The 13,670-nt window shown below is 52.2% G+C and carries 11 protein-coding genes and 1 riboswitch; of the genes, 5 read left to right on the top strand and 6 right to left on the bottom strand.

The window, feature by feature from the left end; genetic code table 11:
• Positions 1-5: 5 nt before the first annotated feature.
• From thiB to leuA, 6 genes are all read right to left on the bottom strand, one after another.
• On the bottom strand, positions 6-1,001 hold the full coding sequence (gene thiB / locus BZG20_RS09065) for a thiamine ABC transporter substrate binding subunit (protein WP_077578795.1): 996 nt from the start codon (positions 999-1,001) through the stop codon (positions 6-8).
• Positions 1,002-1,044: 43 nt separating this feature from the next.
• Positions 1,045-1,146: riboswitch (TPP riboswitch) on the bottom strand.
• Between the two features lie 38 nt (positions 1,147-1,184).
• Complete coding sequence (locus tag BZG20_RS09060) at positions 1,185-1,976, bottom strand: DUF547 domain-containing protein (protein WP_077578794.1); 792 nt, start codon at positions 1,974-1,976, stop codon at positions 1,185-1,187.
• Between the two features lie 146 nt (positions 1,977-2,122).
• Positions 2,123-2,725 carry a 3-isopropylmalate dehydratase small subunit gene (gene leuD, locus BZG20_RS09055; protein ID WP_077578793.1) on the bottom strand — a complete coding sequence of 201 codons (603 nt, stop codon included), beginning with the start codon at positions 2,723-2,725 and terminating at the stop codon, positions 2,123-2,125.
• A 9-nt stretch (positions 2,726-2,734) separates the two neighbouring features.
• A complete protein-coding gene (leuC, locus tag BZG20_RS09050; protein ID WP_077578792.1) occupies positions 2,735-4,156 on the bottom strand; it encodes a 3-isopropylmalate dehydratase large subunit in 1,422 nt (473 codons plus the stop codon).
• 21 nt (positions 4,157-4,177) lie between these two features.
• Complete coding sequence (gene leuB / locus BZG20_RS09045) at positions 4,178-5,272, bottom strand: 3-isopropylmalate dehydrogenase (protein ID WP_046074262.1); 1,095 nt, start codon at positions 5,270-5,272, stop codon at positions 4,178-4,180.
• A 2-nt stretch (positions 5,273-5,274) separates the two neighbouring features.
• Complete coding sequence (leuA, locus tag BZG20_RS09040; protein ID WP_046074261.1) at positions 5,275-6,837, bottom strand: 2-isopropylmalate synthase; 1,563 nt, start codon at positions 6,835-6,837, stop codon at positions 5,275-5,277.
• A gap of 524 nt (positions 6,838-7,361) precedes the next feature.
• Between leuA and BZG20_RS09035 the strand changes: the two genes are divergently transcribed.
• The 5 genes from BZG20_RS09035 to ilvN all read left to right on the top strand — a co-directional run bounded on the left by BZG20_RS09035 (position 7,362) and on the right by ilvN (position 13,618).
• Entirely contained in the window at positions 7,362-7,898 is a 537-nt protein-coding gene (locus BZG20_RS09035; RefSeq protein WP_046074260.1) for a phosphatase PAP2 family protein, read from the top strand.
• Complete coding sequence (locus tag BZG20_RS09030; protein WP_046074259.1) at positions 7,898-9,025, top strand: MJ1255/VC2487 family glycosyltransferase; 1,128 nt, start codon at positions 7,898-7,900, stop codon at positions 9,023-9,025. Before BZG20_RS09035 ends, BZG20_RS09030 begins: the two co-directional genes overlap by 1 nt.
• A 171-nt stretch (positions 9,026-9,196) precedes the next feature.
• Positions 9,197-10,984, top strand: coding sequence for a long-chain fatty acid--CoA ligase (locus BZG20_RS09025; RefSeq protein WP_108743423.1), 1,788 nt, complete (start codon positions 9,197-9,199; stop codon positions 10,982-10,984).
• A gap of 418 nt (positions 10,985-11,402) precedes the next feature.
• On the top strand, positions 11,403-13,121 hold the full coding sequence (locus tag BZG20_RS09020; protein WP_077578790.1) for an acetolactate synthase 3 large subunit: 1,719 nt from the start codon (positions 11,403-11,405) through the stop codon (positions 13,119-13,121).
• Positions 13,121-13,618, top strand: coding sequence for an acetolactate synthase small subunit (ilvN, locus tag BZG20_RS09015; RefSeq protein WP_046074256.1), 498 nt, complete (start codon positions 13,121-13,123; stop codon positions 13,616-13,618). Before BZG20_RS09020 ends, ilvN begins: the two co-directional genes overlap by 1 nt.
• Positions 13,619-13,670 lie beyond the last annotated feature (52 nt).

The raw sequence follows: 13,670 nt of genomic DNA, 5'->3' as shown, positions 1-13,670 counted from the left end.
GAAGGTTATTCAACCAACGCCGTTTGCCAATCACGTACCCATTGTTGGCGGTTACCCATCACTTCATCAGGTTGATATAGCAAGCTTTCTTCCGGCTTGTCTAAGGTATAAAAAGCGTCAGGTAAGTTGACATCAGTAACCGGGTACATCCACTGAGTGGTTGGGATCACAGACTGAGCCGCATCACTGAGCATAAATTGTAAAAACGCGTCTGCACGTTCCGGTTGATCGGTATAGGCTGATTTAGCGGCCACTTCGATTTGCATGTAGTGACCTTCTTCAAACATGGCGGCGGCAAAGCGGTCGTCATCATCGGCAACCAGGTGATAGGCTGGCGAGGTGGTGTAAGAAAGCACCATGTCGGCTTCTTTGTTAAGGAACATGTTGTACGCTTCGGTCCAACCTTTGGTCACTGTGATGGTGTTGTCAGCCAATTCGCGCCATGCTTGTTGATTGTTGTCGCCATACACTTTTTGGATCCAAAGCATTAAGCCTTGGCCCACTGTTGATACGCGCGGATCTTGGTAAATCACACTGATGTCGTCACGCTCCTCAATCAAGGCTTTGAGGCTTTTGGGCGGATCGAGTAAACGCGTGGTGTCATACACAAAGGCAAAGTAGCCGTAATCGTAGGGGATAAAGTAGTTGTTATCCCAACCACCAGGCACTTGCAGGCGCTTAGTATTGACCGCGTGCTCGGCGACAATGCCGCTACGCTCGGCTTCTTTCATTAAATTGGTATCCATACCCAGCACGATATCGGCTTTGGTGGTTTCCCCTTCAATGCGCAGGCGATTGAGCAAGGCGGCGCCATCATCAAGAGAGACGAATTCAAGTTGGCAATCGCATTGCTGTTCAAACTTCGCCTTAATTTTAGGCCCTGCTCCCCATTCAGCAATAAAGGAGTCATAGGTGTACACGGTCAGTGGGTCCGCGGCACGGGCACCCAGTGATAATAGCGATAAAGCAACCAGAGTGAGAACAGAGGTAAAAACTTTCACAGCACGCTCCTAAGTTGGGCGTGGGTGTTGAGGCAAGTTGATGGCAACATCAAGTCTCAATCCCTACGCCAGTGTTAGCTGGATCAGGTTCGATGGGTCTAGCGCGGTGCGCAATCTCAGCCGTGAGGCTCCCCAATGAGTACGAGGCCATTGTACTGATTGGCTTAGGGTTAACCAAGCCTTTTAGTTGCCGAGTTGGTTAAGGTCCCAGTTGTAGTCGTATTCCAATGTTACCTCTTGTGGCAATGGAATATCGCGATACTGGTTTATGTGAGCGATCACGCCTTGCTTATCGCCACCAAAGTCAGCCTCAAACCACTTATAGATAGAAGAAAGCCGCCACTGATTGCCTTGCTGACTTACGCCTTTGTCACTGTTAATAAAGGTGTAGGCGGCTTGCTCGAGCTGCGCCTCAAGCGCGTTTGCTTGGAAGGCCTTGGGTTGCAGGTTTGGGCAGCCTAAACTGGCACAATTGACTGCATAGTGGGTACGCGGGTCTTGCCATAGCGGGCGCAGAATACGGTGCTCAATATCATTCAAGGTAAGCGGCTCACCTGCCACCGTGACCACTTCATCATCCCAAGGCCCAAAGCTAAATAACCCACCGAGTTTGGTGATCGAACGGACTGGATAGGCCTCCAAAATCAGCGTCACCGTGACCGCATTGTAAAGGTTGACCCAATACGCGTATTGCTCGTTTTTGGTCAGCGTGCGAGGGTCGCGCGCGGTGAGCATGCGGATGTAATGATCGAGAGCCTTCTTGTCAGCCTCGGTGACCGCCGCATAGTTAAATAAGGTGTGCTGCCCCTGAGGTTGCAAATACTTATCCAGTAATACTTGCCAGCTGTGATGTGTGAAGGTCGCCTGGCTGTCAGGGTTATGCGCATCCCACATCGCCCAATACTCTACTTTGGGGGCCGCTTGGCTAAACAGCGGAAAAACCAAACAGAATAGAAGTATTAAACGTTTTTGCATTGCCCGTCCTTATTTTCAGCAAGCCTTCTTTTCAGACTAGACCAAGCGAATGCGTTGTTGGTTTCATGGTGAATGGAAAAAAGTGGGGGGGACCAATAAGCGCGAAGAAGATCGCGCTTATTGGTGGCGTGGGCTAAAGCAGGGACTTACGACAAAAAGTCCGGGATGCGCTGCTCAAAGCGCGAGATGTCAGCGTCGTGCTGAAGCGTGAGGCCAATGCTATCTAACCCCTCCAACAAGCAATGACGGCGAAAATCATCCATCTGGAAGCTAAAGCAGTGTTCACCGGCACGGATGGTTTGGGCGGGCAAATCCAGGGTTACCGTTGCGCCTTCATTTTCGTCCACATACGCAAATAAAGCATCGATTTGGCCTTCTTCAAGGGTCACCGGCACCATTTGGTTATTGATGCAGTTGCCATAGAAAATATCGGCAAAACTGGGAGCGATAATCACTTTAAAGCCGTAATCATCCAGCGCCCAGGGAGCATGTTCGCGGGATGAGCCACAGCCAAAGTTTTCGCGGGTGAGTAACACGCTCGCCCCTTGGTAGCGCGCTTGATTGAGCACAAACTCGGGGTTAGGCTGGTTACCCGCATCGTCTAAAAAGCGCCAATCGTGAAAAAGGTGCTGACCAAAGCCAGTACGGGTGACTTTTTGCAAAAACTGTTTAGGGATAATCGCGTCGGTATCGACGTTCGCCGCATCCAATGGGGCAACAATGCCGGTGTGAGTGTGTATGCCTGACATAAGGCCTCCTTATAATTGGTTAACGTCGACAAAATGACCGGCGATAGCAGCGGCGGCGGCCATCGCAGGGCTGACCAAGTGGGTGCGACCTTCACGGCCTTGGCGGCCTTCAAAGTTACGGTTGCTGGTGGAGGCGCAGCGCTCTTTGGGGCCTAAGCGATCGTTATTCATCGCCAAGCACATCGAGCAGCCGGGCAAGCGCCACTCAAAGCCAGCGTCACGGAAAATCACATCCAGCCCTTCTTGCTCTGCTTGGGCGCGCACCTGCTCAGAGCCAGGTACCACCATGGCATGCACACCCTCTGCCACACGCCGCCCTTTAGCGACCGCGGCGGCTGCGCGCATGTCTTCAATCCGTGAGTTGGTACAAGAGCCGATAAAAACCTTATCAATGCTGATTTGGTTAATGGCTTGTCCAGGTGTCAGTCCCATGTATTTTAACGCACGTTCTGCTGAGTGGCGCTCAATCGGATCGCTCATTGTCTCAGGGGCGGGCACAGTATCATGCACACTGACCACTTGGCCGGGGTTGGTGCCCCAGGTCACCTGATGATGGATTTGACTGCCATCGAGAGTGACCACGCGATCAAACTGTGCATCGGCATCTGAGTGCAAGGTTTGCCAATACGCGACGGCTTGCTGCCATTGCTCGCCTTTAGGGGCAAATTTCTTGTCTTTTAAGTAGGCAAAGGTGGTGTCATCCGGCGCGATCAGGCCAGCTTTTGCGCCTAATTCGATGGCCATGTTGCAGACCGTCATTCGCCCTTCCATCGACAAGGCCGTAATGGCGTCCCCACAAAACTCCACCACATGCCCGGTACCGCCGGCATGACCGACCTTGCCAATAATGGCTAGGACAATATCTTTGGCAGTGATCCCGGGGGCGGTTTTGCCCGTGACTTCAATTTTCATCGTGCGGGCGCGGGATTGCTTGAGCGTTTGGGTGGCCAGCACGTGCTCGACTTCTGAGGTACCAATGCCAAAGGCCAGTGCACCAAAAGCGCCGTGGGTTGCGGTGTGGGAGTCACCACAGACGATGGTGGTGCCGGGCAGGGTAATACCAAGCTCGGGGCCCATCACATGCACAATGCCTTGGTAAGGGTGATTCAAGTCATACAGGGTGACACCGAACTCTTCGCAGTTTTTGGCCAGTGTTTCCATTTGGATACGCGCCATTTCTCCTGACGCGTTAATGTCTTTGGTTTCGGTGGAGACATTGTGATCCATGGTGGCGAAGGTTTTACTCACTTGGCGTACCGGACGCCCTTTTTCCCGCAGGCCATCAAAGGCTTGTGGTGAGGTCACTTCGTGCACCAAATGGCGGTCGATATACAGCAGCGGCGCTTCGCCGGGCTGCTCGGTGACAATATGGGCTTGATGAATTTTTTCGTACAAGGTCTTGGCGCCTTGCTGGGTGTTTGCATTCGACATAGCTCGTATCCTTACGGGTAATTATTCTGCGCCTTGGCGGATATAGGCGGCGATACGATCGCCCATTTGTTCGGTACTGAGGGCAGGATGGTTGCCCGCCAGATCAGCGGTCAGCTCACCGGCCGCCAGTGCTTGGCTGACCGCATGCTCAATCGCACAGGCCGCGTCTTCTTCGCCTAACGAGTAGCGTAACATTAGCGCGGCGGAGAGAATTTGCGCCACTGGATTGGCGATATTTTTACCCGCAATATCGGGCGCAGAGCCGCCGGCGGGCTCATACAAACCAAATTTACTCGCGTTCAAGCTCGCAGATGGCAGCATGCCCATTGAGCCGGTGATCATTGCGCACTCATCGGAGATGATGTCACCGAAAATATTCGAGCACAGCATCACATCAAATTGCGACGGGTCTTTAATCAGCTGCATGGTGGCGTTGTCGATATACATATGGCTCAAGTGGACATCCGGATAGTCTTTGGCCACCTCTTCCACCACTTCACGCCATAGCATTGAGCTTTGCAACACATTGGCTTTATCGATTGAGCACACTTGCTTATTACGCAACTGAGCCGATTGGAAGGCAATGCGGGCGATACGCTCAATTTCATAGCGATGATAAACTTCCGTATCAAACGCTTTTTCCTCGCGGCCTTCACCTTCACGTCCTTTGGGCTCACCAAAGTAAATCCCACCGGTTAGCTCTCGCACCACCACGATGTTAAAGCCTTTGTCGGCAATGTCGGCGCGCAGCGGGCAAAAGCCTTCGAGACCAGTGTGGATTTGTGCCGGACGCAAGTTACAGAACAGCCCAAAGTGTTTGCGCAATGGCAGCAAGGCACCGCGCTCCGGTTGCTCGGTTGGCGGTAAATGCTCCCACTTTGGGCCGCCCACTGAACCAAATAAAATTGCATCGGCTTTTTCACACCCAGCCAAGGTTTGTGCGGGCAGCGGCGAGCCATGGGCATCAATCGCGGCACCGCCCACAGGATAGTGGTGACGTTCCAAAGTGAGTGAGAATCGCTCGCTAACCGCATCAAGCACCTTCTCGGCTTGCGTCATGACTTCGGGGCCGATACCGTCACCGGGCAAAATAGCAATCTGATGTGCGCTGGCCATGGTTATACTGTCTCCTGTTTTAAGTGGGATTGTTCCTTAATCTGGGCGATTTTGTCGGCGCGATAAATGGCATTGATCACATGCAGTAGCGCTTCACCTGAGGCTTCGATAATGTCGGTCGACACCCCGGTGCCGTGATATTTACGGCCCTTGTAGTTAGCAATGATGTCGGCTTGGCCGAGACCATCTTCTCCTTCCCCTTTGGCGGTCAGATCGAATTTATCCAGTTCAATGTCATAGCCGGTAATGCGGTAGATGCACTGATAAAGGGCATCGACGGGGCCGTTACCAATCGCCGCCTCGCGTTTCTCTTCGTCGCCACATTGCAACTTGATGCTGGTGGTCGCCATTAGGCTGCCGGATTGCACGCCTAAATAGTTCAGCTTGTAGAAGTCGTCCTCTTCTTTGAGGTTGTTGAAGAACATCAAGGCTTCTAAGTCATAATCGAACACCTGACCTTTACGATCTGCCAGCTGCAAGAAAGATTGATACAAGGTGTCTAAATCGTAATCTTGTTGGTCGTAGCCAAGGTTATCCATGTGGCTTTTCACTGCGGCACGGCCGGAACGGCTGGTCAGATTAAGCGCCTTTTTGCCCAAACCAATCGACTCTGGGGTCATGATTTCGTAGGTGTTTTTGTTTTTCAGCATGCCATCTTGGTGGATGCCGGAGGAGTGGCTAAAGGCATTGGCACCGACCACGGCTTTATTGGGTTGGATTGGCATGTTGCAAAGCTGACTAACTAACTTGCTGGTGCGGGCAATTTCGGTGTGGTTCAATCCTGTTTCTACGCCTAACAAGTCAGCGCGGGTTTTCAAGATCATCGCAATCTCTTCCAGCGCGCAGTTCCCCGCACGTTCACCGATGCCATTGATAGTGCCTTCCACTTGGCGAGCGCCGGCTTGAACCGCGGCAATAGAGTTGGCCACCGACATCCCTAAGTCATCATGACAATGGACAGAGATCACGGCTTTGTCGATATTCGGTACGCGGTTAAACAAGGTCGCAATGATATCGCCGAATTCACTCGGCACTGTGTAACCCACCGTATCTGGGATATTGACGGTGGTCGCACCGGCATCAATCGCCGCTTCGACCATACGGCACAAGTTATCTATTGGGGTGCGCCCGGCATCTTCGCAGGAAAACTCCACATCGTCCGTGTATTGGCGTGCATGCTTAACGGCGCGTACCCCCATCTCGACCACGTCATCGTAGCTGCGGCGAAGCTTATCTTTGACATGGATGGTTGAGGTGGACAAAAAAGTGTGGATACGAAAGGCGTCAGCGGCTTTGAGGGATTCGGCGGCCACATCTATGTCTTTAGGAACCGCGCGAGACAAGGCACAGACACGTGCATGTTGCATGTGCTCGGCAATGGTGCGCACGGATTCAAAATCGCCCGGTGAGGAGACCGGAAAACCGGCTTCAATAATGTCTATCTTCAAGCGGTCCAAGGCTTGGGCGATCTGCAATTTCTCTTTGACGGTTAAACTTGCTGACAGCGCCTGCTCGCCGTCGCGTAAGGTGGTATCAAACAGAATGACTTGGCTGTTCTCGCTCATGGGTGACTCCCTGTTGTGTTTGCTTGGCCGCCTTGAAGGGCTCTTTAATTGGCGCTTGATATTATTTTGGCGACGTTAGATACAAAAAAACCCGCGTCTGGCGCGGGTTTTTGAGATTTGGCATTCACTGTTTTCTGCCCAAAACCTACCCGCGCGACTGGGTCACGATAAGGAGGAGGATGAGGCGTAGGTGAAACAGTGTCATGCTGATGTCCGTCAGTAAATATTCTGTTACCAGAAATAACAGAGCGATGGGGAAAGCGTCAATCTGAAAAAAACAAAACCCGTTTTCTGCGCAATATAATGGTAAAAAACTGGTTAATTAAACTGGTTTTAAAACTAAAAGTTAGATTTTTGTACTGTGCTCTGGCGCGGCTTTGTCCAGTCTTCATTATTTTTACTTGTCCCAACGTGCCTGAGCTCAAGCGGCGACGTAAATTCATCGAGATGACCCAATAACGTCACCGACCTGTCATACCGGCTGACTAGAGTTTAACCATCAGCTCGCCGCATTGGGAGGCAGGATGAGAAGCTTTACCGCGATTCAACGCTTCGACCACACGGTGTCGACACTGTGTTTATCTCACCGCTTTAGCGCTGGCACAGCGAAAATAGCCCGTGCCGTTTCCCGTTCAGGTGACGGGCCACTCTATCTGGTGATTGGCTTTACTGCATGGTGGCTTCATGAGGCGGTCGGGCTCTGGTTTTTGCTCACAGGATTGACGGCTTTTGCCATCGAACTCCCGATCTATTGGGTACTTAAACGCAGCTTTCGGCGCGCACGTCCTTCGCAGTTACCTGCCTTTATCACGCCTTCCGATCTTTACAGTATGCCATCAGGCCACACGGCCGCCGCTTTTCTGATGGCCTCATTGCTGAGCACCTTTTTTCCTTCGTTAACCCTTTTGGTGTTCATCTGGGCCAGCCTAATCGGTATTTCGCGCGTGTTACTGGGCGTGCACTTTGTGAGCGATATCGTGGTTGGCGCTGGGTTAGGGCTGCTGTGCGCGACGTTGGCACACAGTATCACTTTCGATCTTTACGGAATAACAGGTATTTAATGAAGCTTTTATACGGTGTTCAGGGAACCGGTAACGGGCATATATCGCGAGCCCGCGCCATGGCTCGTGCCTTGGCAGGATATGATGTCGAGGTCGATTTTGTTTTTTCTGGGCGGCCAGCCGAGCGTTATTTTGACATGGCGCCATTTGGTGACTATCGCACGTTTACCGGCATGAGCTTTGTCAGCCGTGATGGCAAAATTGATATGTTAGCCACCGCGCGACACAATCGTTTTACACAGCTACGACGCGATATTCGCCAGCTTGATGTATCAGGCTACGATAAGGTTATCTCTGATTTTGAACCCATCAGTGCGTGGGCGGCGCGCCGGCAAGGGGTGCCATCGGTGGCCATCAGCCACCAAGCGGCGTTTTCTCACGCGGTGCCCAAACATGGGGAAACGCTGATCAATCGCATTATCATGCGTTATTTTGCGCCAACCGACTATGCCATTGGCTTGCATTGGTATCACTTTAACCAACCGATTTTACCCCCAATTATTGATACCACTCCGGTGGATAAAGCGGTGGCATCGTCCACTGCGGAGAGGGCGGTGCTGGTGTATCTCCCCTTTGAATCTTTATCTGCAGTCAGTGAGCTGCTGTTGCGCTTTAGTCAACCTTTTATCTGCTTTCACCCCGAGGTTAATGCCCCCTACCAACGTGAAAACCTTACGCTAATGCCCTTAGGCAAAGAAAGCTTTCACACGGCGCTGCATCAGTGCCAGGGCGTGATCGCAAATGGGGGATTTGAGCTTCCATCGGAGGCATTAAGTTTAGGGAAAAAGCTCCTTTTAAAGCCATTGTCTGGTCAGTTTGAACAGTTGAGTAATGTCGCAACACTTTCTCAGCTTGGGCTAGCACACAGTATGGATAGCTTGAATGCGAGCGCGGTACGTGAATGGCTGCAGGCACCGGCGGTGGGCGCGATTGGGTACCCAGATGTTGCTCAAGCATTGGCGGAGTGGCTGGTAAAAGGAGAGTTAAGTCAGACACGTAGCCTGTTTCACCATCTATGGGCTCAGGTTGACTATCCAGAAACGGTTGAGGAGTCGATTTTGGACTTTAATCGCTCATCAATGCGCATGGATCCACACCCACTCAGGTTGCAACGCTTGATTCGGTAGTGCGATGTGCGGCGCGCGCCGATAAGCTGCTTCCACAAGGCTGAATCACGTTTTTACATTTTTGCTAGAGCATTCACTCAATTTCTCTTGAGTTTGATGGTGCGCTCGGTAAACTCGCTGTCATTATTGAGCGTACATGTGTTCGCCAAACGGCGAGCCAAGAGAGACTCCGTGAACACCCAAAACCATATCGTCACGCGCATTCGCGATCAGATTGCCGCCCAAAATGAACGCGAAGCAATCCGCTTCCAACAAGACACGCAATGGATAAGCATTAGTTGGCGCCAGCTAGGCGAACGCATCGATCAGCTGTCACGCTGCTTACTCAACGCTGGCTGTCAGGTGCAGCAAACCGTCGCCATTTTTGCGCCGAACAGCGAAAAATGGGCAATGTTGGACTATGCCGCGTTGCAAATTCGCGCCGTACCTGTGCCGATTTACGCAACTAGCACCGCCCAGCAAGCCGCACACATTATCAATGATGCAGACGTGCAGTGGATTTTTGCCGGTGACGAACAACTGGAGAGCGCGGTTGCTGCCCTTGAACACTGCCCCAACGTCAAAGGGGTGGTTGCCCTAAGTCAAGAGACGGCGGTTCCCGCGCATCCCAAGGTGTGGGATTGGGCCAGCTGGCTATTGCAAGACGATCGCGGCTATCAAGCCGAGTTAGACGCGCGCATTGACGGACGATGCATGGACGATCTGACCACCTTGATTTATACCTCCGGTACTACGGGCGATCCGAAAGGGGTGATGCTGGATTATGCCAATGTGGCGGCGCAGTTGGATGTGCACGATCAAGTATTGGCACTAAGCCCCGATGATGTCTCTTTGGCCTTTTTGCCGCTTTCTCATGTGTTTGAGCGCGCATGGAGCTATTACGTCCTTCACCGCGGGGCGGTCAATTGCTATCTCTCCAACCCGCTTCAGGTGCGTGATGCATTGGCCGAGGTCAAACCGACGGTAATGTGTGCGGTACCGCGTTTTTATGAAAAAATCCATGGCGCTATCCACGACAAACTCAGTCGGGCCACCGGCGTTAAACCGCATTTATTCCGATGGGCACTGCGCCAAGGTGAGCGTCATGCTGCGCAATTACGCACCGGCCAGTCTCCGTCTTGGTGTCAGCAATGGCAATTGGCGTTGGCCGACAAGCTGGTGCTCAGTAAGTTACGTGCGCTACTAGGTGGCAAGATGCGTTTGATGCCGTGCGGTGGGGCGCGTCTTGATCCTGATATCGGCGCGTTTTTCCACGCGATAGGCATTAACGTCAAGCTCGGTTATGGCATGACCGAAACCACCGCCACGGTTTCTTGCTGGGACGATACCCGCTTTGATCCCCAATCGATTGGCCATCCGATGCCAGGGGCAGAAGTGCGAATTGGGACGGACGATGAAATTCAAGTCCGTGGGCCGATGGTAATGCGGGGTTACTTTAATCAGCCTGATGCGACTGCCGCCACCTTTACCGAGGATGGCTTTTTGAAAACCGGCGATGCGGGGTATCTTGATGCCAAGGGCAACGTATTTATCACTGACCGAATCAAAGAGTTGATGAAAACCTCAGGCGGTAAGTACATCGCACCACAGCGGGTGGAAGGCGCTTTGGTGCGCGATCATTTTATCGATCAGATTGCGGTGGTGGCCGAGGCGCGTCATTTTGTATCGGCCTTGATTGTGCCTTGCTTCGATGCCTTAGAAGAGTGGGCGCGGGCGGCCAATATCGAATATCAAAATCGCAAAGAGCTGCTAAAACACGCCGATGTCGTGGCCTTGTTTGAAAAGCGTTTGCAGAGCTTACAACATGAATTGGCCAAATTTGAGCAAGTCAAACGCTTTACCTTGTTGCCACAGGGCTTTTGCATGCACAGTGGCGAGCTCACGCCGACCATGAAACTGCGCCGCAAAGTGATCCTTTCACGTTACCAACATCACATTGACACCATGTATCAACGTTAGTCCTGGTGCATCAAAGCGGGGGAAGGTTTCTCATGGCTGAGAATCTTCCTTTGTTTTCGTTATTTGTATGCCTTTTCCCCCTTTTTCCTCCCCACGCCTGAATAGCAAATCTGGCAAAGTGTCGATTTTATAGTGGATGTTTCCAATTTCTTCCCCCGTGGTCAGCGTAAACCAGCAACATTCACTCAACATTTAGATTAAAAATGTAAATACTGATTAGCTAATAGACAGTTTTGCAAATAAAACGTTACATTGATTGCAGCTTCATCCGAAGCAGGCCAAGTGACAATCTAACGCCGCCTTACCGCCAGTATTTGGTTCAGATGTCCGCGTGGTGAGTGACCACCAGTACATCCAAGAGTAAGGGGCAGGATTAGGCTAAAAGTAAGTCCTAACTATGCAAACAGGGAGGCGTAGAGTGGAAATGTTATCCGGTGCCGAGATGATCGTGCGTTCCATGATCGATCAAGGCGTAAAACATATTTTTGGCTATCCAGGCGGGTCGGTACTGGATATTTACGACGCATTACACGAAAAAAGTGATATCGACCATGTGTTGGTGCGCCACGAACAAGCCGCGGTACACATGGCCGATGGTTATGCGCGTGCCACGGGGGAAGTGGGCGTGGTTCTGGTCACGTCAGGCCCAGGGGCAACCAATGCCATTACCGGCATTGCCACCGCGTATATGGACTCGATCCCCATGGTGGTGTTTTCTGGCCAAGTCATGAGCGGCCTGATTGGTAATGATGCCTTCCAAGAGTGTGACATGGTGGGGATCTCCCGCCCGGTGGTCAAACACAGCTTTTTAGTCCAGCGCGCCGAAGATATTCCCAATATTGTAAAAAAAGCTTTTTATCTTGCCGCGACAGGACGTCCCGGCCCTGTGGTGGTGGACATCCCCAAAGACATGCTGAATCCGGCGCAAAAGCATCCGTATCAGTATCCTGACAGTGTGCGTATGCGCTCTTACAACCCGACCACGTCAGGGCACAAAGGTCAGATCAAACGTGGCTTAAAAGCGCTACTGGCAGCGAAAAAGCCGGTGCTATACGTCGGTGGTGGGGCCATCATGGCCGACTGCGGCGAGCAAATTCGCCAGTTGTCAGAAAGTCTAAACATCCCCGTCGTTAGCACCTTGATGGGCCTGGGGGCGTTTCCCGGCACCCATGATCACGCGCTGGGCATGCTGGGCATGCATGGCACCTACGAAGCGAACATGGCGATGCACCAAGCCGATCTGATTTTTGGTATTGGTGTTCGTTTTGACGATCGTACCACCAACAATCTAGAAAAATACTGCCCCGATGCCACCATCATGCACATTGATGTGGATCCTTCCAGCATTTCTAAAACCGTGGCCGCAGATATTCCCATCGTCGGCTCGGCGGATGCGGTATTAAATAGCATGCTCAAATTGCTGGTGGAGCAAGGTGGCAATAACGACAGCGATGCGATCAGCACCTGGTGGCACAATATTCAGATTTGGCGTGAGCGCCAATGTCTGCAATATGTCGCTGATCCTGAACGGATTAAACCCCAGCAAGTGATTGAAACCTTGTATCGCCTCACCCATGGCGAGGCGTATGTGACCTCAGACGTCGGCCAGCATCAAATGTTTGCGGCACTCTATTATCCGTTTGATAAACCACGTCGTTGGATTAACTCCGGCGGCTTGGGCACCATGGGCTTTGGGCTACCCGCCGCCATGGGGGTGAAGTTTGCGCTGCCGGACGCGCAGGTGGTGTGTGTCACCGGTGATGGCAGTATTCAAATGAACATTCAGGAGCTGTCCACCGCACTGCAATACGACATTCCGGTGGTGATCGTCAACCTCAACAACCGTTTCCTCGGAATGGTCAAACAATGGCAGGACATGATTTACCAAGGCCGCCATTCGCACTCTTATATGGACTCGGTGCCGGACTTTGCTGCGATCACAGAGGCTTATGGTCATGTGGGGATGCGCATTAGCCATCCGTCCGAGCTGGAAGCGGGCTTAGAGGCAGCCTTAGCGATGAAAGATCGCTTGGTCTTTGTCGATATCAATGTTGATGAAACCGAGCACGTTTATCCGATGCAGGTACGCGGTGGGGCGATGAATGAAATGTGGTTGAGCAAAACGGAGAGAACCTAATGCGCAGTATTGTATCGGTTTTAATGGAAAACGAGCCAGGTGCCTTGTCGCGCGTGGTGGGCTTATTCTCTCAGCGTGGCTACAACATTGAATCACTGACGGTGTCACCCACCGATGATGCGACCTTATCGCGCTTAAATATCACCACCTCGGTGGTGAGCGACGCGGACCGCGAGCAAATCGAAAAGCACCTGCACAAGCTGATTGATGTGCTGAAAGTAAGCAATGTGACTGAAAGCGATCATATTGAGCGCGAGCTGGCGTTGGTGAAGGTGAAAGCCAGCGGCTTTGCCCGCGCGGAGGTAAAACGCACCGCCGATATTTTCCGCGGTCAGATTGTGGATGTGACGCACTCGCTCTACACCGTACAGTTGACGGGTGACAGTGACAAGTTAGATGCCTTTATTCGCGCGGTCGGTGAGATCACTGAGATCATTGAGGTGGCACGCAGCGGTGTGGTTGGCATCGCACGCGGCGAGCGAGCGTTGCGTCAGTAACCAAAGCCACTGGTCGAGGTAAGGAAAATGGCACGCCAAGGCGTGCCATTTT

Origin of the sequence: Salinivibrio sp. IB868, from assembly GCF_001995655.1 — a bacterium.
In the GTDB taxonomy this organism is placed as follows: domain Bacteria; phylum Pseudomonadota; class Gammaproteobacteria; order Enterobacterales; family Vibrionaceae; genus Salinivibrio; species Salinivibrio siamensis.
This window is presented reverse-complemented; position numbering and strand designations above follow the sequence as displayed.

Bases quoted from the DNA above. Each gene is read 5' to 3' on its own strand.
- BZG20_RS09060 (WP_077578794.1), bottom strand. From the start codon at position 1,976: ATGCAAAAACGTTTAATACTTCTATTCTGTTTGGTTTTTCCGCTGTTT.
- ilvN (WP_046074256.1), top strand. From the start codon at position 13,121: ATGCGCAGTATTGTATCGGTTTTAATGGAAAACGAGCCAGGTGCCTTG.
- BZG20_RS09035 (WP_046074260.1), top strand. From the start codon at position 7,362: ATGAGAAGCTTTACCGCGATTCAACGCTTCGACCACACGGTGTCGACA.
- leuB (WP_046074262.1), bottom strand. From the start codon at position 5,272: ATGGCCAGCGCACATCAGATTGCTATTTTGCCCGGTGACGGTATCGGC.
- leuC (WP_077578792.1), bottom strand. From the start codon at position 4,156: ATGTCGAATGCAAACACCCAGCAAGGCGCCAAGACCTTGTACGAAAAA.
- BZG20_RS09030 (WP_046074259.1), top strand. From the start codon at position 7,898: ATGAAGCTTTTATACGGTGTTCAGGGAACCGGTAACGGGCATATATCG.
- leuA (WP_046074261.1), bottom strand. From the start codon at position 6,837: ATGAGCGAGAACAGCCAAGTCATTCTGTTTGATACCACCTTACGCGAC.
- leuD (WP_077578793.1), bottom strand. From the start codon at position 2,725: ATGTCAGGCATACACACTCACACCGGCATTGTTGCCCCATTGGATGCG.